This is a genomic window from Plantactinospora mayteni (assembly GCF_016862935.1).
Lineage (GTDB): Bacteria > Actinomycetota > Actinomycetes > Mycobacteriales > Micromonosporaceae > Plantactinospora > Plantactinospora mayteni.
Map to the genome: position 1 here is coordinate 121,764 of NZ_BONX01000012.1, position 21,317 is coordinate 143,080.

At 71.8% G+C, this 21,317-nt stretch carries 18 protein-coding genes; 10 read left to right on the top strand and 8 right to left on the bottom strand.

The window, feature by feature from the left end:
- The first annotated feature begins 37 nt into the window (after positions 1 to 37).
- From Pma05_RS43970 to Pma05_RS11635, 4 genes are all read left to right on the top strand, one after another.
- Positions 38 to 1,405 (top strand): helix-turn-helix domain-containing protein, encoded by a 1,368-nt coding sequence (locus Pma05_RS43970; RefSeq protein ID WP_203857358.1) that lies wholly within the window; start codon positions 38 to 40, stop codon positions 1,403 to 1,405.
- Positions 1,402 to 1,953, top strand: coding sequence for a GNAT family N-acetyltransferase (locus Pma05_RS11625; RefSeq protein ID WP_203857359.1), 552 nt, complete (start codon positions 1,402 to 1,404; stop codon positions 1,951 to 1,953). Before Pma05_RS43970 ends, Pma05_RS11625 begins: the two co-directional genes overlap by 4 nt.
- Before the next feature lie 260 nt (positions 1,954 to 2,213).
- On the top strand, positions 2,214 to 2,546 hold the full coding sequence (locus Pma05_RS11630; protein WP_203857360.1) for a PCC domain-containing protein: 333 nt from the start codon (positions 2,214 to 2,216) through the stop codon (positions 2,544 to 2,546).
- A gap of 190 nt (positions 2,547 to 2,736) precedes the next feature.
- Positions 2,737 to 3,495 carry an SDR family NAD(P)-dependent oxidoreductase gene (locus Pma05_RS11635; RefSeq protein WP_203857361.1) on the top strand — a complete coding sequence of 253 codons (759 nt, stop codon included), beginning with the start codon at positions 2,737 to 2,739 and terminating at the stop codon, positions 3,493 to 3,495.
- A 97-nt stretch (positions 3,496 to 3,592) separates the two neighbouring features.
- Here Pma05_RS11635 and Pma05_RS11640 read toward each other — a convergent pair whose 3' ends face one another.
- The 3 genes from Pma05_RS11640 to Pma05_RS11650 form a co-directional block, all read right to left on the bottom strand.
- Positions 3,593 to 5,077, bottom strand: coding sequence for a sugar transferase (locus Pma05_RS11640; RefSeq protein WP_239312208.1), 1,485 nt, complete (start codon positions 5,075 to 5,077; stop codon positions 3,593 to 3,595).
- Positions 5,078 to 5,402: 325 nt separating this feature from the next.
- Positions 5,403 to 7,112, bottom strand: a complete 1,710-nt coding sequence (locus Pma05_RS11645) for a substrate-binding domain-containing protein (RefSeq protein WP_203857362.1) — start codon at positions 7,110 to 7,112, stop codon at positions 5,403 to 5,405.
- 241 nt (positions 7,113 to 7,353) lie between these two features.
- Positions 7,354 to 8,406 (bottom strand): lactonase family protein, encoded by a 1,053-nt coding sequence (locus Pma05_RS11650; protein ID WP_203857363.1) that lies wholly within the window; start codon positions 8,404 to 8,406, stop codon positions 7,354 to 7,356.
- A 202-nt stretch (positions 8,407 to 8,608) separates the two neighbouring features.
- On the opposite strand from Pma05_RS11650, the gene Pma05_RS11655 reads away from it, so the two are divergent.
- The 4 genes from Pma05_RS11655 (at position 8,609) to Pma05_RS11670 (ending at position 12,447) form a co-directional block, all read left to right on the top strand.
- Entirely contained in the window at positions 8,609 to 9,352 is a 744-nt protein-coding gene (locus Pma05_RS11655) for a GntR family transcriptional regulator (protein WP_239312211.1), read from the top strand.
- On the top strand, positions 9,343 to 10,086 hold the full coding sequence (locus tag Pma05_RS11660; protein WP_203857365.1) for a (Fe-S)-binding protein: 744 nt from the start codon (positions 9,343 to 9,345) through the stop codon (positions 10,084 to 10,086). Before Pma05_RS11655 ends, Pma05_RS11660 begins: the two co-directional genes overlap by 10 nt.
- A 139-nt stretch (positions 10,087 to 10,225) precedes the next feature.
- Positions 10,226 to 11,701 (top strand): lactate utilization protein B, encoded by a 1,476-nt coding sequence (locus Pma05_RS11665; RefSeq protein ID WP_203857366.1) that lies wholly within the window; start codon positions 10,226 to 10,228, stop codon positions 11,699 to 11,701.
- 206 nt (positions 11,702 to 11,907) lie between these two features.
- On the top strand, positions 11,908 to 12,447 hold the full coding sequence (locus Pma05_RS11670; RefSeq protein ID WP_203857367.1) for a LutC/YkgG family protein: 540 nt from the start codon (positions 11,908 to 11,910) through the stop codon (positions 12,445 to 12,447).
- Positions 12,448 to 12,498: 51 nt separating this feature from the next.
- On the opposite strand, the gene Pma05_RS11675 is transcribed toward Pma05_RS11670, so the two are convergent.
- From Pma05_RS11675 to Pma05_RS11695, 5 genes are all read right to left on the bottom strand, one after another.
- Complete coding sequence (locus tag Pma05_RS11675) at positions 12,499 to 13,101, bottom strand: GTP-binding protein (RefSeq protein ID WP_203857368.1); 603 nt, start codon at positions 13,099 to 13,101, stop codon at positions 12,499 to 12,501.
- The gene (locus Pma05_RS11680) at positions 13,082 to 13,474 is read right to left on the bottom strand and encodes a DUF742 domain-containing protein (RefSeq protein ID WP_203857369.1); all 393 of its coding nucleotides are present in this window, start codon (positions 13,472 to 13,474) and stop codon (positions 13,082 to 13,084) included. Before Pma05_RS11680 ends, Pma05_RS11675 begins: the two co-directional genes overlap by 20 nt.
- The gene (locus Pma05_RS11685; RefSeq protein ID WP_203857370.1) at positions 13,464 to 13,886 is read right to left on the bottom strand and encodes a roadblock/LC7 domain-containing protein; all 423 of its coding nucleotides are present in this window, start codon (positions 13,884 to 13,886) and stop codon (positions 13,464 to 13,466) included. Before Pma05_RS11685 ends, Pma05_RS11680 begins: the two co-directional genes overlap by 11 nt.
- Entirely contained in the window at positions 13,887 to 16,772 is a 2,886-nt protein-coding gene (locus tag Pma05_RS11690; protein WP_203857371.1) for a sensor histidine kinase, read from the bottom strand.
- Between the two features lie 462 nt (positions 16,773 to 17,234).
- Positions 17,235 to 18,695, bottom strand: a complete 1,461-nt coding sequence (locus tag Pma05_RS11695; protein ID WP_203857372.1) for an MFS transporter — start codon at positions 18,693 to 18,695, stop codon at positions 17,235 to 17,237.
- 397 nt (positions 18,696 to 19,092) lie between these two features.
- Here Pma05_RS11695 and Pma05_RS11700 point away from each other — a divergent pair, with 397 nt between their 5' ends.
- Both Pma05_RS11700 and Pma05_RS11705 read left to right on the top strand, forming a co-directional pair.
- Entirely contained in the window at positions 19,093 to 19,683 is a 591-nt protein-coding gene (locus Pma05_RS11700; RefSeq protein WP_203857373.1) for a hypothetical protein, read from the top strand.
- Between the two features lie 14 nt (positions 19,684 to 19,697).
- The gene (locus Pma05_RS11705) at positions 19,698 to 21,098 is read left to right on the top strand and encodes a hypothetical protein (protein WP_203857374.1); all 1,401 of its coding nucleotides are present in this window, start codon (positions 19,698 to 19,700) and stop codon (positions 21,096 to 21,098) included.
- The last annotated feature ends 219 nt before the right edge of the window (positions 21,099 to 21,317 follow it).

Consider the following 21,317-nt stretch of genomic DNA (forward strand, 5'->3'; position numbering starts at 1 on the left):
CCCATGCGGCAACAAACGTGCGGCAACCGGAGTAAAGATGCGGACTGGGCCACAGCTACGTCACGCGAGACGCGCCGCAAACCTCACGCTCGCCGAGGTCGCACGGCTCGGAGACCTGTCCGCAGGCCACCTCTCGCGTATCGAATCCGGGAAGCGGCCGGTCACGCCGGCCACCGTCGATCTGTATCAACGGGCGATACGAGGCGCTATCGCTGAGCTTCCCTCGCCGCCGATGGTGGACGACGTGAGACGATCAAGCTTCTCGGCACTCGCTGGCGCCACCGCCGCAAACGTCGTCACGGGCGACCCACCCGAGATGAACCAAAGTTGCGGATGTCCTCCCAGACCCAGAGATGAGGATAGTTCGGTGAATCGTCGCGCGGTTCTGTACGGTCTTGCAGGAGCGGCTGGCACGCTGAGCGGTGCGGCAGGACCACTTGCCGACCGCTTGGAGTCGCTCCGGCGTGGCGTCGATAGAGAAATGGATTCCGACACCACCAACGCAGACGTTGACGAGTGGGAGCGAGTTGCATTCGAACACGCACACGAGGTCGGCCTGCTGTCGCCTGAGCGTGTGCTTCCCGAACTCGTAGCGGATCTAGACGAGGTACAGGCACGATTGTTGAGGGCCTCCGGAGATTTGCGTGTCGGCCTGGCACGCGTTTGTGGTCAACTGAGCGCACTCATCGCGATCACCCTTCTCAATCTCGATAACGCGCAGCCGGCAAGGCGCTACTGGCGCACAGCGATACGTGCCGTTGACAGCACAGCAGACCGCAACCTTCAATCATTGATACGAGGCCGACGTGCGGTGTACGCACTATATGACCAGCGCTCTGCATCAACTGTCCTCGCACTTGCCGACGAAGCAGTTGGCGCCTCGCAGGGAATCGTGTGTGCGGGCACAGTGAGTGGCCAGGCGGCTCGCACTCAAGCATTAGCCCTATTGGGCCGACACGACGAAGCCCGAGCTGCACTTCGCCAGCTGTTCACGTTATTTGCCCAGCTACCACAGGATACGACCACAGACCGACGCTCCCAATGGGGATGGAGTGAACAACGTCTACGGCACGTCGAAAGTCACGTACATTCATGTGCCGGTCGCACTAGTGACGCAACAAGCGCGCAAGACGCGGCGCTGTCGCTGTACCCGCCTCGCGCCTACCAGGGTCCAACTCAAATCGAACTACACAGGGCCATCTGTCTAATTGCCGCCGGCGACCCATCCGAGGGTGCCCGCCACGTGGTTCGAATCGTAGGCGCGCTTCCGGATCCCTTGCGTCGGGACGCACTCGTGCGCCGGACAGCCGCACTGGCACTTGATGTGGTGCCGGCCAGCGCGGCGAAATTGCCGGCTGTTTCTGAAGCACATGAACTGTTGGCGCTGCCGATTGGGATGCCATGATCAACACACCTGAGATTGCGTTTTCTCATTACGATGCAGAAAGCACGGAGGAGATTCTTGACACAATCGTTGTCCCAATATACGAAGCAACACACGCCGACGTTATCGGCAATCCTTTCTACAGCGCGGGGCGGTTCATCGAGCGGGTCCTCGGCTACCTGAAGGCACCTAACTTCGAAATTGTTGCGGGGCAGGTCGACGGACATCCAGTTGGACTGGCCTTTGGATATACCTTGCCCGAGGCCGCCCGATGGTGGCAGGGCCTCACGACGCCAGTGGAATCGGACCTGATTCGAGAGGACGGGCGGCGCACCTTCGCCTTGTGCGAACTGATGGTGCACCCCGATTGGCAGCGCCACGGTATCGCCCATGCACTACACAAGGAGCTTTTGCTTCACCGATCCGAGGAACGCGCGACGCTTTTGGTTCGCGAGGATAATACCGCCGCCCAGAAAGCGTACGCCAAATGGGGTTGGAACAAGATAGGAGAGCTCAAGCCGTACCCAGACTCACCAAACTATGACGCTCTAGTTCTGCAAATAGGATAATCGGCAAGGAGGGACGTTAAGCCCCGATCGACAGTCGGTTCAAGCGCAACCTCGCCCAAGAGCTGCGCAATATCTCCGCGACGAGGCGGATCGGTGGTGCAGTGTCGTGCTCTTGCGTCAGGCGGCGCAGCCAGCCAGGAGGCGGTGAAGCTCGCTGTTGCCGAGGCATCACGGGTCGAGCAGGCCCCCGAGAACTTGCGCACCATGGCCGCGCTCATGGTCGGTGCGGATCTCATCACGACAACGACGGAGAATGCCCGATGATCCTGGTATCCGTACTGCCCGGCCAGGAGGTCATGGCGACGTTGACCGCCGAGCTTGATACGCGGGGCGTGGCGAACGGCGCGATCGTGTCTCTGATAGGGGCGGTCGAGGGCTGCGCGATCTCAACGATGGCAGCCGACGACCACACAAAGGACATCGTCACGGAGTACGGCGAGCCGATGGAGTTGACCGGGACCGGAGAGGCAAAGGACGGCGTGGTCCACGTTCACGTCGTGCTCGGCCGCCAGGACGACGAAGCGAAGGCTGGACACCTGCACTGGGGCAAGGTCGAACACTTTTTCGTCAATGCCTACGTCGTCCCACTGTGACTGGAGCTGACGCCGCCGATTGGGATGCGTGGTCAGCTCGGTGGCGAGGTCCGTGCCTCCGCCGCACGCGCCGTGATGCTGGGCCAGTAGGAATGGGCAAGGATTGGCGAGCTTTGTTGTACTGGCCGCACACCCGGAGATGTTGTTATTGCGGCGATCGAATCCACGAAACGGAACGGGTGGTTCAACCATGCGCGTCGCCATCATCACCGGGGGGAGCTCGGGCATCGGGCAGAGCGCCGCCGTCCAGCTCGCGCAGCACGGGACGGGCGTAATCCTGACCTTCCAGGGCAACGAGGCCGGAGCTTTGGACACGGTCGCGACGATCGAAAAGCGCGGCGGTACGGCCGTCGCACTCCCACTCGATGTCGGCCGCTCCGAGACGTTTCCGGCCTTCCGCGACTCGGTGGTCGCCGCACTGCGCGACACCTGGCAGCGGGACAGCTTCGACTTCCTCGTCAACAACGCCGGAGCCGGCCACATGGCCCTGTTCGAGGACACCACCGAGGAGGATTTCGACAGGCTTGCGCGGGTACTCCTCAAGGGACCGTACTTCCTGACACAGACGCTGCTGCCGCTCATGGTCGACGGCGGTGCGATCGTCAACACCACGAGTAGTTCGGCCCGGATCGTGGGCCTGGAGCCGGGGTACTCCGCGTACGGGAGCATGAAGGGCGGGCTTGTGGTGCTGACCCGCTACATGGCGAAGGAGTTCAGCAAGCGGGGCATCCGCGTCAACTCCGTCTCGCCCGGCGTCACCCGTACCCGCATCGGCGACAACGCGTTCGAACGTTTCCCCGACCTGATCCCCGGCATCGCCGCCCGTACCGCCCTCGGCCGGATCGGCGAGCCGGACGACGTCGGCATGGCCATCGCGATGCTGCTCGGCGAGGAAAGCCGCTGGATCACCGCGCAGGACATCGAGGTCTCCGGGGGGTACGACCTCTGACGACCGGGCCGTGTCGAAGGTGTACGCCCTCCGACACGGCCGCCGGTCGGCGGTGCACAGGTCCGGCGAGAACCAGAACTCCGGAGGAGGCCACGGGTCAGTACGCGCCCCGGGTCCGGACCACCGCGCCGAAGGTCTTCCACAGGATGGTCAGGTCAGCGGCGAGTGACCAGTTCTCCACGTAGTAGAGGTCCAGCCGGATGCCGTCCTCCCAGCTCAGGTCGGATCGGCCGCTGACCTGCCAGAGGCCGGTGATGCCCGGCTTCACCAGCAGCCGGCGGGCGACGTCGCCGTCGTAGCGGGCCACCTCGGACGGCAGCGGCGGGCGCGGCCCGACCAGGCTCATGTGCCCGAACAGCACGTTGGCGAGCTGCGGCAACTCGTCGAGGGACCACTTACGCAGGATCCGGCCGACCCGGGTGACCCGGGGATCGGCCCGCATCTTGAACATCAGGCCGTCGGTCTCGTTCTTGGCGGCCAGCTCGGCAAGCAGCGCGTCCGCGTTGACCACCATGGTCCGGAACTTGTAGACCCCGAACTCCCGGCCGCCCTGGCCGACCCGGATCTGCCGGAAGATCACCGGCCCTCGGCTGTCCAGCTTGATGGCGAGCGCGACGACGGCGAGCAGCGGCAGGGCGACCGCGAGCGCCGTCGCGGCCAGGGCCCGGTCCACGAACGCCTTGACGATCTTCCGGGCGCCCCGGAACTCGGGCGCCTCGACGTGGATGAGCGGCAGTCCGGCGACCGGCTGGGTGTGGATGCGCGGCCCGGCGACGTCGGTCAGCGCCGGGGCCAGTACCAGGTCGATCCCGGTCCCCTCCAACTGCCAGCCGAGCCGACGCAGCCGGGTGGCGGTCAGCTCGTTGGAGGCGGTCACCGCGACCGTGTCGGCGTTGATCGCCGCGGCGGCGTCGACGATCGCCCGGAACGAGCCGAGTACCGGCACGTCACCGAGGCGCTGCGGTACCGGCGCGAGCAGCGCGTCCGGGATGCACGCGCCGACCACCTGGTAACCGGCGTACGGCTCGCGGCGCAGCGTGTGCACCAGCTCCAGTACGTGCGCGGTGTCGCCGACCGCCAGGACCCGGCGGGACCAGCCGGCTCCCCGGGAGCGGGACCGGTGCAGTCGTTTCCGGGCGGCGAACCGGGCGGCGACCAGCCCGACCGTGCCGACCGCGAACGAGATGCCGAGGAATCCCCGGGAGACTCCCACGTTGGCGAGGTAGCCGGCGATCGCGATCCCGCCGGCGAGCCGCAGGCTGGCCGAGGTGACCCGCCGGTACTCGTCGGCGCCGTAGCCGAGCACCCGGTGGTCGTAGCAGCGCAGTGCCTTCAGCGAGACCAGCCAGGCGACCACCAGGGCCGGGCCGACGATCACGTACGGGATGTCGGAGCCGACCGCCTCGTCGCCACCGAACCGGGCGAAGTAGCCGCCGATCACCGCCAGCACCAGGATGACGGTGTCGAGTACGAGCAGCGCGCGGAGGTAGCCGCGCTGACGCGATCGGGATGACGTTGCGGATGCCCCCGAGCTGGACTCCGGAGGCATCGTGGCGGGGCTCAGCAATGTCGCCGACGTCACCGGCCCTCCCTCGCTCCAGGGGGCACCCGATCAGCCGCTCGCTGCCCTGGCAGAGCGGCCCGGAGGCACTTCGACATCTTCACCTACCAGGGGCATCACCGAGAGCTTCCGACAGATTACTGTCATTTGTTTGCGTCGTCGGCGATCCGGCTGCTCACGTACCGGGATGCGGACCGGAGGCCGATCGCGACCGAACATGTCTCGGCGTCGACGAACCGCGGCCCCCGGGGTACCACTGACGGCAGCCGGAACAGCACGACGCCCGCCGTACCGGCACGGTGGCCGGTACGGCGGGCGCGGTCGAACGGGTCGCGGCCGGCCGGGGTCAGCGCGGGGCGGTCGGCCGCCGGGCGATCGCCTGGAGGAAGATGTCGCCGATCTTCGCCGGGTCCTCGGTGACGAAGGCGGCCCCGCCGGTCACCTTGGGGATCGGGTCCAGTTCGGCCTTGCTGACCTCGGCGCCGATGCCGATGATGATCACCTGGACCGGACGGTCGGGGTCTTCGATCCGCTTCAGTTCGGCGAGCAGTTGCGACTGGCTGACCCCGTTGTCGTCCTCGTTCTTGCCGTCGGTGAGCATCACCACCGAGTTGACCCGGCCGGGCTGCCAGTCGTCCTGCACCGCCTTGTAGCCGGCGAGGATCGTGTCGTAGAGGCCGGTGTCGCCGCCCCGCTTCGGGGTGATGGTGGCGAGCTTGCCCTCCAACTCCTCGCGCTGGCTGGACATCGGGCCGATCGGTACCAGCGAACGGTAGTCGCGGGAACCGTTCAACTCGGTGGAGAAGACCCAGAGGCCGAGTGCCCAGGAGTCGTCGAAGAGCGCGAGGCCGCGCTTGGCCGCCTCCAGGGTCACCTGCATCCGGGTGGCGTTGTTGGCGGTCGGCACCTTCTCGAACATCGAGCCGGAGATGTCGATGATCGCCAGCATCCGCCCGGACTGGGTGGCGACCGCCCAACTGGAGAGCACCCGCTCGATGGTCGCACCGTCTCCGCCGCCGGCCGTGCCGCCGGGGTTGGGTGCGGCGGTGGTCGGTGTCGGCTGGGTGCCCGCCGGACTCGGCGCGCCCCGGGGCGGCGCGAAGCCGTCCGCCCAGGTGCCGTCCGGAGCCCGGAGCCCCTGCCCGGCCAACTGGCGGTGGAAGGCTCCGGAGTCGAGCGCGGCGAAGAGCTTCTCCGCAGCCGCCGCCTTGGCCGGCTCGATGCCGGGCATCACCGCGTACGGGTAGTCGAGCGAGATCGGCGCGGGTTCGAGGTAGAGGGCGGCGAGCGGTACCGGGGGCTTTGTCGCGTTGTACTCGATGACGTCCTCTTCGGAGAGTGCCGCGGCACCCAGTCCACGGGCGAGGGACGTCTGGTCGGTCGCCCGGGGGAACCGGGCGATCAACTCCTCGCGGACGGCCGAGACACCGGTGGCCAGGGCGCGCAGGGCGGCCGTGGTCGCCTGCTGGGCCTGGGCCCCGCCGCTGGACTGGGCGGCGGTGGCGAGCGAGACCAGTCCGGCCAGCCCGGCCGCGTCCCGGCTCGGCTCGACGAGGCCGGTCTTGAGCTGGGTACCGGAGGTGATCCTGCCCAGCAGGTCCTTCCAGCCGAGCTTCTTCTGCGGCCAGCCGACCGTGGTGGCGAGCGGCTCCGGCATGGCCACCACCACCGGGCTGCGGGCCACCGAGGTGTTGTTCTGCGGCGCGAACGCGGGAGCCTGCTGACGCAGCCGCAGCAGCCAGGTGGAGGAGTCGGGCAGCCAGACGTTGGGGAGTACGGCGCTGCCGCTGGCCTGTCCGACCCCGGACAGCGAGACGCCGTGCTGCCCGGCGACGGCCGCGGCCACGTCCACGGACGCGCTGGCGGTGACCCGGACGGCGACGCAGAGACCGTCGACCTCGGTCTCGGCGGCGCTCAGGTCGGCAGCGGTCTTCTCGACAGCCGGAGCGATCTCCGGCGCCGCGGCGACGGCGAGTTCCAGCTCGCCCGAGCAGTTGGAGCCGGCCCACTGCTGATAGCCATACCACCCTCCAACCGCGACAAGGACGAGCGCCATCGCGCTGGCGATGGCGCCCGCCCCTCGGATACGTCTACGAACGCGATGGCGGCCAGGCACCTGACCATCTTGCGGGCTTCTGCGAAGTCGTGCCAGGGCCGAAGGGCGGAATGTTACCGACGAGGCAAAGACTTTTCCGAAACTCGTTCACTTCAGGTAGTCGAGCAGCCTCAGAACGTCGAGAATGCCGCCCAACAGGGCCCCATCGGTCCACCACCCGCCAAAAAGATCTTATGGATATTTATACAAGAATTAAGGGCCGGTCCCCGAGTACGCACGTCGGACTCGGCACCGCGACCCGGCTGGGCGCCGCCGCCGGGAGCCCGGAGTCGGGGTCGACCGGAAAGACCGCCACCGCGTCGGCCCGCTCCTCCGCGACATAGAGGTGCCCACCGAGCAACGCCAGGTGCCGGGGCCAGTCCCCGATGCCGGAGACCTCCGCCAGATAGCGGGGCGACTCCTCGTCGAGCGCGAAGACCGTGACCGTGCCGACGCCCCGGTTTGCCAGGTAGAGAAACCGGCCGTCGGGCCCGACCGCGATCTCGGAGGGCTGCGCGTGGCCCGGCCGCCGGCTGGCCTCGACCCGGCCCCGCTCGACCAGCCGGTCGGCGCCGTCGACGGCGTAGGCGGTGACGGAGGCGTCCAACTCACCGGCGAGGAAGCAGCGCCGACCGTCGGGGTGCCGGGCCAGGTGCCGGGGGCCGGTGCCGGGTCGGGTCGGGATCCGGGCGGTGGCGCGCAGTCGCCCGTCCGGGTCGCGGACGTACCGATAGAGCGAGTCGGTGCCGAGGTCGACCGCGAGCAGCCCGGTACCGGCCGGATCGGGCGAGACCATGTGCGCGTGCGGCCCGGCCTGGCGGTCCGGCACGGGCCCGCGTCCGTCGTGCCGGACCAGGTCGGTCCGGTCACCCTGCGCCCCGGTCGGGTCCAACGGGTGTACGGCGACACTGCCGCTGCCGTAGTTCGCCACGAAGAGGTACTCCCCGGCCGGGTCGACGGCCAGGTGGCACGGGTCGGCGCCACCGGTGGACCGGACCGCGAGCGGGGTCAGCACACCGTCGGGGTGGATCGTCCAGGCGCTGACCGTGCCGTCCGGCAGCTCGTTGACCGCGTACAGCACGGGTAGCCGGGGATGTCGGGCCAGGAACGACGGCGACGGCGTACTCGCCACCACGCCGAGTACGTCGAGCCCGCCGGTATCGGCGTCCCGGCGGGCGGCCACGATGCCCGTACCGCGCCCTCCGCTCTGCCCGGTGTAGCAGCCGACGAACACGATTCCGGCATCGCCCGACATGCGTCGCTCCGTTCCCCGGCCGACCACTCCCGGCCGCGCCTCTCCGGGACGATCCAACCAGAGCCCGCCCCGCCGACCCGGCGATCACGCCCGGCCGGGCTCGGCGATCCTCCAGCCGGGCCGGGGCTTGCCGACGTGCGCCACGGCGACGGCCGGAACCGGGCCTTCCGGCGACGGCACCGTTCCTATAGGATCTTCGATCGTGAAGGGTCTGCTCCGACCGGCTCGCCGAACCACCCTCGCCGACGACGTCTACGAGTCGGTACGAGCCCTCGTGATGGACCACGCCGTGGCCCCCGGCGAGCGGATCAACATCGACGCGCTGGCCCGCCGGTTGGAGGTGTCGCCGACCCCGGTCCGCGAGGCCCTGGCCCGGCTGGAGTCCGACGGGCTGGTCCGGAAACGGCCGCTGGTCGGTTACACCGCCGCACCGCTGCTCACCCGGACCGAGTTCGACGAGCTGGTGGAGATGCGGCTGATCCTGGAGACCGCCTCGGCGCGGCGGGTGGCCGAACGGTTCGCCGGGCAGCGCACCGGCGGCGACACCAACAGCGGAGACGGTGGCGGTGAGGCGTCGGCCGGGCTCGCCGGCGAGCTGGCCGAACTCCGCCGCGAGGCCGAGCTGCCCGACCAGATGCCCGGGACCGAGGGCTTCGCCGCGATAGCCGCGTTCACCGCCCAGGATGCCCGCTTCCACCACCTGCTCGCCGAACGCTCCGGCAACCGGATGCTGCACGCGGCCGTGGTCCGGCTCCGCGCCCACCTGCACCTGTTCCGGCTGCACTTCCCCACCGCGCACTATGGGACCAGCGCCCGGGAGCACCTGCGGATCGTCGACGCGATCGGCACCGGCGACCCGGACGCCGCCGGCACCGCCATCCGGGACCACCTGCTCGCCGCCGCCGACCGGCACCTGCCGTTCTTCCAAGGAAACCGATGCGGATAGCCCTCTTCGTGACCTGCGTCAACGACCTGGTCTACCCGGCCACCGGCCGGGCCGTGGTACGCGTACTGGAGCGGCTCGGCCACACCGTCGAGTTTCCGGCCGAGCAGTCCTGCTGCGGGCAGATGCACGCCAACAGCGGCTACCGGGCCGAGGCGCTGCCCCTGGTACGCAACTTCGTCGACACCTTCGGCCGGTACGACGCCGTGGTGGCCCCGTCCGGCTCGTGCGTGGCGATGGTGCGGGAGTCGTACCCCCGGCTCGCCGGCCCGGATCCGGGGCTGGCGGCGGCGGTCGCCGACCTCGCGCCCCGGGTGCACGAACTCTCCGAGCTGCTGGTCGACGTGCTCGGGGTGACCGACGTCGGTGCCGCCTTCCCGCACCGGGTGACCTACCACCCGACCTGCCACGGACTGCGGATGCTGCGGCTCGGTGACCGCCCGCTGCGGCTGCTCCGGGCGGTACGCGGGCTGGACCTGGTGGCGCTGCCCGGTGCCGAGGAGTGCTGCGGCTTCGGCGGCACGTTCGCGGTGAAGAACGCCGACGTCTCGGCGGCGATGCTGGCCGACAAGTGCGCGGCGGTCTGCGACACCGGGGCGGCGTACGTGGCGGCGGCCGACAACTCCTGCCTGGCGCACATCGGCGGCGGCCTGTCCCGGCGCGGCGGCGGGCGGCCGGCCGGACCCCGCGCCATCCACTACGCGGAGATCCTGGCGAACACCGGGGAGCGGGCGTGACCGGGCGGACCGGGGCCGGTCACGGGGGAACGGCCGTGATCGGGCGGACCGGGGCCGGTCACCGGCGCGGTCGGCGAGGTCCCGGGCTGCGGCGGTCGCCGTCGACCCCCGGCGGCGCCGGACGGAAGGAGCAGCGGGCATGACCGCGGGTACCGGGAACATCGTGGCGCCGCTGCCGTTTCCGACGGCGGCCCGGCGCGAACTCGCCGACGGGCAACTCCGGGCCAACCTGCGCCGGGCCACCCACACGATCCGGGACAAGCGGCTCCGGGTGGTCGGCGAGGTGCCGGACTGGGAGGCGCTGCGCCGCTCCGGTGCGGCGATCAAGGACGACGTACTGGCCCGCCTGCCGGAGCTGCTGGAACAGTTCGAGGCCGCCGCCACCGCCGCCGGGGCCACCGTGCACTGGGCCCGGGACTCGGCCGAGGCGTGCGCGGTGGTCACCGAGCTGGTCCGGCGGACCGGCAGCACCGAGGTCGTCAAGGTCAAGTCGATGGCCACCCAGGAGATCGGCCTCAACGAGGCGCTCGCCGAGGCCGGCATCGCGGCGGTCGAGACCGACCTGGCCGAGCTGATCGTGCAGCTCGCCGACGACACCCCGTCACACATCCTGGTACCGGCGATCCACTACAACCGGCGGCAGATCCGGGACATCTTCGCCAGCCGGATGCCCGGGGTCGACCTCGACGCGCTCACCGACGACCCACCGGCGCTCGCCGAGGCGGCCCGCCGGCACCTGCGGGCGAAGTTCCTCGGTGCGAAGGTGGCGATCTCCGGCGCCAACTTCGCGATCGCCGAGACCGGGACCCTGGCGGTGGTGGAGTCCGAGGGCAACGGCCGGATGTGCCTGACCCTGCCGGAGACGCTGATCTCGGTGGTGGGCGTGGAGAAGCTGCTGCCGACCTTCCGCGACCTGGAGGTCTTCCTGCAACTGCTGCCCCGCTCCTCGACCGGCGAGCGGATGAACCCGTACACCTCGCTCTGGACCGGGGTCACTGCCGGGGACGGGCCGCAGACGATGCACATCGTGCTGGTCGACAACGGGCGTACCGAGACGCTGGCCGATCCGGTGGGGCGGCAGGCGCTGCGCTGCATCCGCTGCTCCGCCTGCCTGAACGTCTGCCCGGTCTACGAGCGGGTCGGCGGGCACGCGTACGGGTCGGTCTATCCGGGCCCGATCGGCGCGATCCTGTCGCCGCAGCTCACCGGCCCGGACTCGGGCGCGAACCGCACCCTGCCGTACGCCTCGACGCTCTGCGGCGCCTGCTTCGACGCCTGCCCGGTCCGGATCGACATCCCCGAAGTACTCGTGCACCTGCGCCAGCGTGGCGTGGACGCGCGCCGGGGCCGCCCGTCGGCCGAACGTACCGCGATGCGGGCGCTGTCCTGGACGATGCGGGACCGCCGCCGGTACGCCGCCGCGCTCCGGGCCGCCCGACGCGGCGCCGCCCCGCTGCGCCTGGTCACCGGCCGACGCGGTCAGGTACGCCGACTGCCGTGGCCGCTGTCGGCCTGGACCGCCAGCCGGGACGCCCCGTTGCCGGCCAGCCAGACGTTCCGGGACTGGTGGGCCGGGCGGGAGCGGACGAGCGAGAAGGAGGCGGGCGGGTGGTGACGGTGCCCAGTTCGGCCCGGGAGGAGATCCTGGCCCGGATCCGGGCCGTTCGGCCCAGCGGACCGGTGCCGGTGCCCCGGGACTACCGCACCGCCCCGGCCTCCGACACTCCGATGAACCTTTTTCAACCTGAACCGCACGGCGCCCACACACCGCGTCCGACCCTGCGGTCCGTCGGACCGCAAGGGGAGGTTGAAAAAGGTTCAATGGGGACACCGGCCGACGGGGAGCTGGTGGAGTTGCTGGTCGATCGGCTGGTCGACTACCGGGCCACGGTGCGCCGCTGCGGGCCACGGCAGGTGCCCGAGGCGCTCGCCGAGTTGCTGGGCGAGGTGCCGACCGTGGTCGTACCCGGGCCGGCGCCGGCGGAGTGGCTGTCGGCGTACCTCGGCCGGATCCGCCGGGACGGCGACCCGGACCCGCTGACGGTGGCCGACCTCGACGCGCCGGGCGTGGCCGTGGTCACCGGCTGCGCGGTGGCGATCGCGCAGACCGGCACGCTGCTGCTGGACGGCGGCCCGGACCAGGGACGCCGGCTGCTCAGCCTGGTACCCGACCGCCACCTCTGCGTGGTCCGCGCCACCCAGGTGGCCGGCGGGGTGCCGGAGGCGCTCGCCCGGCTCGCCGACCCGACCCGGCCGATCACCCTGGTCTCCGGGCCGTCGGCGACCAGCGACATCGAACTCGACCGGGTGGAGGGCGTGCACGGGCCACGCCGCCTGGACGTGCTGGTGGTCACCGACTGACCGCGTCTTCGATCGGCCACCCCTGGCCACCGCGACCGCGCGGGGCGGCGGTCAGTTCGCCGCGACCCGCTCGGCGCGGCGGGCGGCGACGTGCTCCACCAGGGCGACCAGGACCTCCTTGCCGGACTGCCGGCTGCGCGCGTCGCAGAGCACCACCGGCACGTCCGGATCCAGGTCGAGCGCGCTGCGCACCGCCTCGACACCGAACCGCTTGGCCCCGTCGAAACAGTTGACCCCGACCACGAACGGGATGCCCCGGCGTTCGAAGTAGTCGACCGACGGGAAGCAGTCGGCGAGCCGCCGGGTGTCGGCGAGCACCACCGCGCCGAGCGCGCCGAACGCCAGCTCGTCCCAGAGGAACCAGAACCGGTCCTGCCCCGGCGTACCGAAGAGGTAGACCTGGAGATCCTCGTTGATGGTGATCCGCCCGAAGTCCATCGCGACGGTGGTGGTCTGCTTGCCCTCCACGCCGTAGAGGTCGTCGGTGCCGGACCCGGCGTCGGTGAGCACCTCCTCGGTCTGCAACGGACGGATCTCGCTCACCGCGCCGACCAGGGTCGTCTTGCCGACCCCGAAGCCACCGGCGATCAGGATCTTCAGGGCGAGCGGGATCCGCCGCTTCGCCACCGGCTGGTCAGAGAGCCCGGAGTCCATTGACCACCGCCTTGAGGATGTCGTCGTCGGGGAACTGGCGCGAGGTGGGTGGGTCGTACATCGAGATCCGGCCGCTGGTGAGCAGGTCGCCGAGGAGAACCCGGACCACCCCCACCGGCAGGTTGAGATCGGCGGCGAGATCGGCGACGGTGATCGGCTGCTGCGCCCGCGCGATGATCGCCCGCTGTTCCGGCTGCGGCTGCGGACCGTCGTCGCCGTCCTCCTCCGGCGGCCCGGCCACCACGAACGCCATCAGGTCGAACCGGCCCGCCGACGGCTGGACCCGACCACCGGTCACCGTGTACGGCCGGACCACCGGCCCGGCGTCGTCGTCCAGCCAGTCGTGGTGCGGTCCGGGTGCGTCACTCCGCATCTGCCGGCGCCCGCGATGTTCGACTCGGCGCGGACAGGTTCTGCCCCACCCGGGTCACCAGCATCGCCATCTCGTACGCGATCACGCCGATGTCCGACGCGGCACTGGCCAGTACGGCGAGACAGGCGCCCTGACCTGCGGCGGTGACGAAGAGGAAGGCGGACTCCATCTCGATCACGGTCTGCCGGACCGGTCCCGCCTGGAAGTGTCGGCTGGCGCCCTTCGCCAGGCTCTGGAAGCCGGCCGCCATCGCCGCCATGTGTTCGGCGGCCTCCTGGGCCAGGTCCCGCGACGCGGCCATCAACAGACCGTCCGCCGAGAGCAGTACGGCCTGCTGCGCGGACGGTACGCGCTCCACGAGGTCGTCGAGCAGCCAACTGAGATCCGCACCCGGCTTCGTCGTGTGCACCACTCACCCGTCCCCTTCAGAAGTCGTGACACCCGGATCGGCGACCCGGGCGGTGTCCTCGGCGGTGTCGCCGGGCGGCGTCTGGTCCTCGGCGTCCCGCCGTCCCCGCGCCGTGCCGGACTGCAACGCGGCCATCACCGCCCGGATCTGCTCCGGGGTACGCGGCTGCGGCTCGTCCGGCTCCCCGGCGCCGGTTCCGCCGGCAGCGGCGGACCGGTCGGAGCCGGCCACCGGTCCGTTGCGCAGTTGCGGGGCGAGACTCTTCTGCCGGATCCGCCGGGGCAGGCCGTCCGCGCCGACCGGGCCGGCGGCCGGGCGTACCGGGCCGGCACTGGCCCGGACCGCCGGGAGGACGACGGTGTCGTCGTCCATCGCCGGCCGGGGCGCCGGCCCGGCGGGCGCCGACGGGCCGGCCGCTTCCACCGGAGCGGCGGTCGCCGGGGTGGCGGTCGCCGGGGTCATGGTGGCCGGAGTGGCAGTCGCCGGAGTGGCGGTCGCCGGGGTCGGGGTCGCGGTGGTCGGGGCGGCTGTGGTCGGGGCGGCTGCCGGATCGATGCCGCGCCGCCGCAGCCCACCGGTCTTCGGCATCCGCACGCCGCCGGCCCGGCCGGTCTCCGGCCCGTCGTCGGGAGCGGCGCCACCCGGGCCGGCGGCGGAGTCGGCCGGCTCGGAGGTCGGCGCGTCCCGCGTGGTCCCGGCCCCGGTGAGCCGCTCTCCGCCGTCGGCCGACGGGGTCGGTTCCGGGGTCTCCGGGCGGCTCGCGGCGACCAGCGCCGCCAGGGCGGCACCCGCCTTGCGCCGGGGCCCGAGCCCGGTGGTCGAGTCGGGTTCGGTGTGCGGCTCGTCGCCGTCCGGGGAGACCCGGGCGGTCCGCCCGGGCCGCATCGGCAGTTCGATCGTCTCCGAGCCGTCCGCGCCACCGGCGATCCGGCCGGGACCGGTGCGCCGGGTCGTACCGTCCGGCTCCGCGCCCGACGCGTCGCCCCGGTCGCCCGCCGAGCTGGAGGTGTCGGGTACCACGAGGTCACCGGGGATGAGCGCGACCGCCGTCACCCCGCCGTACGGGGAGGAACGCAACTGGACCCGTACCCCGTGCCGGGCGCCGAGCAGGGCGACCACGAACAGCCCGAGCCGGGCGCTGTTCGCCGGGTCGAAGTCCGGTGGGTCGGCCAGCCGGCGGTTCGCCTGGTCGAGCGCCTCGGCGGCCATGCCGAGGCCCCGGTCCTCGATCTCGATCGCGTACCCGTTGGAGACCACCTGCCCGACGACCTGCACCCGGGTGTGCGGCGGCGAGAACGACGTCGCGTTCTCGATCAGCTCGGCGAGCAGGTGGATGACGTCGCCGACCGCCCGCCCGGCGGTGGCCGCAGGTGCCACCGTGACCAGGTCGACCCGGGCGTAGTCCTCGACCTCGGAGATCGCGCCCCGGATCACGTCCATCATGGAGACCGGGTTGCGCCAGCCCCGACCGGGCGCCGCCCCGGCGAGCACGACCAGGTCCTCGGCGTGCCGCCGCATCCGGGTGGCCATGTGGTCGAGCCGGAAGAGGTCCTCCAACTCGTCCGGCTGGGCCACCCGCCGCTCCATCCGGTCGAGCAGCGCGAGCTGGCGGTGCAGCAGGGTCTGGCTACGCCGGGCGATGTTGAGGAAGACGTCCCGGAGACCACGGCGCAGCGCGGCCTCGTCGATCGCCGACGCGATGGCGGTACGCTGCACCTCGCTGAACGCCTGGCCGACCTGGCCGATCTCGTCCTGCCCGTAGTCGAGCGGTGGCGCCTCGGTCTCGACGTCCACCTCCTCGCCCCTGCGCAGCCGCCCGACGACGTCGGGCAGCCGTTCGTCGGCCATGTTCAGCGCGGCGGCGCGCAGGCTGGTCAGCCGCCGGACCAGGGAGCGGCCGATCCGCAGCGCGATGACCGCCGAGAGCAGTACGGCGAGGAAGCCGACCAGGCCGGCGAGACCCAGCCGGAGCAGGATGCCGGCGGCCACCGGGCGGCTGCGCTCGGTGAGCGCCTCGGCACCGCTCAGCTCGAAGTCGCGCAGTTGCCGCTGGACCGAGTCGTAGCTGCTCTGCCACTCCCGGGCGTCGACCGGCAGCGTGCCGCCGCCGCCCCGACCGATCAGGTTGTCCTCCATCTGGCGCAGCCGGACGTACGCGTCCCCCTCGGTGAGCTGCTGGTATGCGACCCGCTCGGCGTCCGGCAACTCCGCGGTCGCCGCCGAGTAGAGGAACCGCTGGGTGCCGACGATCTGGACGTACTGGGCGTGCTCGCCCGGCGCGAAGCGTCCCGTGCTGAACGCCCCGGCGAGCAGCGCGTCGGCCTGGGCCATGACCTCGCGGGCCCGGCCGAGTTCGGTCAGGCTCCGCGCCTCCCGGGCGAGCGTGTCGTCCGGCAGCGTGTTCAGCGCGGAGAAGGTCCGGAACGCGGCGTCGATCACCCCGCTGTAGAGGCCGAGCGCCCCACTGGCGTCGACGGTACGCCGGTCGATGAAGGTGCGTCCGGACCGCAGCGCGTCGATCGAGGTGAGCAGTTGGTCGATCCGGGCGTCGAGCAGCGCGCCGGTGGTGTCCCGCAGATCGGCGTCGGAGGTCCGGCGACGGAACTCGGCTATCGCCCGGTCGGTACGGGTCCGCTGGTCGGCGAGGGCCGTGGTGGCGGCCGGGTCGACCAGGTGCCGTACCGAGAGCCGCCGCTCCTGCTGCAACTCCACCACCAGCGTCTCGCCCGGCCGGCCGACCTCGTCCAGCAGGGTCTGGGCGGCCAGCAGACTCGACGCGGGCCCGACGGTGAGCGTGGTCGCGAAGATCCAGAGCGCCGACAACGCGAGGATCGGCACGGCGACCAGCGCGACGATCTTCGAGCGGATCGGCCAGTTCTGGGTTTCCATCAGACCTCGCCGGGAGGGGATATGTCAGGGTCGACACCCGCACCGGCGGCCCGCGGCTCCGGCCAGAGTCCGAGGGTCACGGGCGCGCGTGCCTTCGGCAGGATACGTAATCAACGGCGCGCGCACTACCGGACGAGGGGCTTCCAGTTGATCCAATCCGACAAATAAATTGATAACTGTCTTCCTCAATTGATCTCGACACCCGTCGATGGGGTCGCCCGGCAACGGCGCCGACCCCATCCACCCACGCCGATCGGCTCCAGCGGCTGACCGCCGGAAACGCGACCGTACGCGTCGCCGTCGCGCCGGCCGCCGGGCCGAGCCGGGGAGCGCGTCGGCCGACCCGACAACCGGCACCGCCATCGCGGTGACCCGGGGTGGGCCGATCGGACCGACCCACCCCCACCAGCAATTCCTGCCGGATATGTCACTACGGGACGACGGTCCCGTACGTCGCCGACGTCAGCGCGACCCGCCGGCCACCGTCCGCCGCCGATCCCCACCCGCACCGGCCCGGCCCAGCCCGACCGCCAACACCAGGTACGGCAGGGCGAGCAGCCCGAAGACCACACCGTGCCCGGCGACCGTCGAGGCGAGGGCGTACCCGCCGTACACCGCGATGGTGACCAGTTCGGTGCCGAGCCCGGCCAGCGAGGTCACCGTGGCCCTGGCCGGTCCGGTGATGCTCTCCTGGAGGCGTACGTCCGCCACCAGGCTGGCCATCTGCAACGCGCAGAACGCCACCGCCACCAGTACGAAGCCCGCCGGTCGGCCAGCCAGCGCCCCGACGGCCAGGGCGATCGCGGCGGCACCGACCGTCACGGCGAACTGCCGTGCCGTCAGCCGCTGCCCGAGCGGGGTGAGCAGGCCGCCCAGCATCACGCCGACCCAGACCAGCAACACCAGCAACGGCACGTTGGACGCCGGGACGACCTCGCCGGCCAGCAGCGGCACGTACTCGTCCAGTCCGCCCCAGATGCCGAGCATCGCCGGCAGGAGCAGCAGGGCCCGGCGTACCGCCCGGCTGTTCCGGGCCTCGGCCAGCGCCACCCGCAGGATCGCGAGAGGGCCGGACGGCTCGACCTCGGCGACCGGCGCCGGGGCGACGACCTGGACCAGCTCGCCGGGCGCCACGGCGATGCCGCCACGCCCTCCGCCGGGCCCGGGGTCGGCGGTCTCCTTCTCCCGCAGCGTGACCGAGCTGGCGTCGACGGTCTCCGGGCCGACCCGGCCGTGGGCGTCGGCACCGCCGGCGGTCACGGCGACCGTGGTCTCCGGAACGGCGGGCACGGCGACGGCAGCCTCCGGGAGGGCGGGCACGGCGGCCGATGCCGGTGTCCGGTGCTCCGGCAACGCCAGTGCCACCAGCGCACAGAGCAGGCTGGCCAGCACGCTGGCGACGCCGACCGCCGGGTAGCCGCCGACCGCGAAGACCGGGGTGGCGACCGCGATGGCCAGCAGCACGCCGAGCAGGCTGACGGTGCTGGCCCGCCCGATCACCCGCCCGTACCGGTCGGCGAGGCCGAGCCGGTCGAGTTCGTCGTAGAGCAGGGCCTCGGAGGCGCCGGACTGGAGCGCACCCCGGGCGCCCCAGAGCACGAAACCGAGCGCGAAGACCCAGTAGGAGGGTGCCGCGACCCAGAGCCCGAAGCCGACCGCGCCGAGCAGCGGGGCACCGGCGAGCAGCAGTCGCCGGGACACCGCGTCGGCCCAGACCCCGGACGGGACCTCGAGGACGATCCCGGTCAGCGACCAGATGACGAAGAGCGAGGAGATCTGCGCGACGGAGAGCCCGGTGTCGGTGAAGAGCAGCGCGTACAGCGGGTAGAGCAGGACGAAGTCGTCCAGGAACGCGTAGAGGTAGAAGGTGGTGGTCAATCGCCGCGCGCGAGCTGTCGGCGCGGATGACGAGGTGACGGGCATGAGGCCTTCCCACGGGGACGATTCGGACTCGGAAATCGGGTCACGAACGTCCCGGGCGGGCCCCGGCAGCGCGGGCCGGGCCGGCCTCCGGCGGGGAATTAATGTCGGTGCGTCATGCGGGACAGTCTAGGCGGTGACCGGGCCGGCCGGGGGTCCGAGAAACGTACGACCCGGTCCGGGTGTTGTGCGGCGACCCGCCCACCCGTCCCCGCCCGGCCGGCCGTCCTAGCTAGCCCGGCTGTCCATGCCCGGCTGTTCCGGCCGTTTATCCCGCTCGGGCACCTAACGGCCAGTTCCTACCGCTCCGCGCCGGTTCCCGTCGGCGGGCACGAAAGTGTGGCGGATCTGGATTGGTGATCAGGGCCGAGCGGGAATACCAGGAGACGAAGGAGGAGCCATGTCGCCCATAGAAGTCGTCCTCATCGTCCTTGTCGTCCTCGTCGTCGCCGCGGCCGTACCGGCCATCTGGGTGGCCAGCCGCCGTCGCGCCCTGCGCAGCCGGTTCGGCCCCGAGTACGACCGGGTGGTGGCCGAGCAGCAGAGCCGGTCCGCCGCCGAGCACGAACTCCGGGAGCGCGAACGCCGACACGCGGAGTTGACGCTCATTCCGCTCTCCGCCGAGTCCCGCCGGCAGTACGCGGCCGACTGGGAGGAGATCCAGGCCCGGTTCGTCGACTCTCCGGCCGAGGCGGTGGGCGCGGCGGACGAACTGGTCACCCGGCTGATCGCCGAGCGTGGCTATCCGATCGGCGAGTACGACGACCAACTCGCCCACCTCTCCGTCGAGCACTCCCGCACCCTGACCCACTACCGGGACGCGCACGAGATCCAGCTCCGCAACGAGCGCGGCGAGGCCAGCACCGAGCAGCTCCGCCAGGCCGTCGTGCACTACCGGGAACTCTTCGCCGACCTGCTCGGCGAGGACCCCGTACGCCAGCCCTCGGACGGGACCCGTCCGGACACCCCGCAGGACGTACCGAGCCGGTGAGGAGGCACTCCGCCATGCGTCACCAGGAACAGCAGACCGACAACGGCGACACCGAGGTGGTCCGGTCGGCGCCGGTACCCGTGACCGGCTCCGGCCACGCCGATCCCGAGATCCGGCACCGGAACCGGTACCCGGAGGGCACCGGCGACCAGGGCCCGGACGCGCTCGACGAGCGGGGCTCGTACGACAACGACCTGGCCACCAGCGGATCGGGACCGGCCTTCTCGTCCGACCCGGCCGCCGACGCACGGGCCCGGGACGACCGGCTCGGCGGGAGCCGGTCGGCGGACGACCAGGCCGAGGACGCGGCGCTGGACGACGACGCGCTCGCCGACCGCTCGCCGACCGGCCTCGGCGGAGGTCCCGACGGCGCCACCCTGAGCACCGGCGACCGGGGTGACCTGGCCGACGCCAGCCAGGCCGACGCGGCCGGCGGCACCGACGAGCCGGCCGACGACGAGACCAGGAAGGTACCCGCCACCGCCGGGGCGGACGCCGCTGGCAAGGACGCCGCCGGAGATCCGGTCGGCACTCTGAGGGCCGACGACCCGGAGCGGACCGACGACACCGACGGGGCCGGTAGCGGCGCCCGGGACCGCTCCGGCACGCCGGAGTTCCACGAGCCGGCACCGCTGCCCACCACCTTCGGCGCCACCACCGTCAGCGGTGCGGCCGCAGCCGCCGCGCTGGCCGGCAGTCACCGCGACCCCCGCAACGACGACACCGTCCGCTCCGGGGACGGGCCGGCCAACGACCGGATCGACGGGGTCGGCGACGAGCCGGCCGAGTCGGGGGTACCGGACCGGAGTCTCGGCGCGGCCGACGCGGCCACCGCCACCCGGCCCGGCGTACCGGCGGCCGACGGTGTCGAGCCCGACCCGCCGGTGGATCCGTTCGGCCGGGCCGTGCCGGGCTCGGCGGTCGGGGTGGCACATCCGGTGAACCCGGACGTACTCAGCGCGGGCGACCCCGACGCGCTGACCGGCGGAAGCCGTACCCCGGCACAGGTCGGCAGGCGGGACGAGACCGCCACGGGCAACGAGCCGGCCACGACGGACGAGACCGCCACGGGTGGAGAGACGGCCACGACGGATACGACCGGGACGGCGGACGGCGGGCTGCCACCCGGTGCCGCACCGGCCGAACCGATCGTCGCGATCCTCGACCAGGAGGCCGTGCGGGGCTTCCGGGACCGGTGGCGGGAGGTGCAGCTCCGGTTCGTCGACGACCCGCCGGGCGCCACCGAGGAGGCCCACCGGCTGGTACGGGAGTCCGTGGAGGCGGTCACCGCCGCCCTGACCCGGCAGCGTGACGAACTCGGCGGCTGGCAGAGCGACGGCGCGACCGACACCGAGCGGTTGCGGATGGTGGTCCGCCGGCACCGGGACTTCCTGGACCGCCTGCTCGGCTGGTAGTCGGCTCCGACGCTGGGGCTCATGCAGCTCGGGGGGCCGGCCGCGGCGACTGACGACGCTGGGCTCATACCGCTCTGGGGGCCGGCCGCGGCGGCTGAGGGCGGGTCGGCGGACCCGGCTCGGAGCGGGCGGGAGGTGGCGGGTGCACAGGCATGGCGCGGGTCGTCCCGGGTAGTCGATCCGGAGGACCGGTCAGCCGCACGCCGCATCCGGACAGGA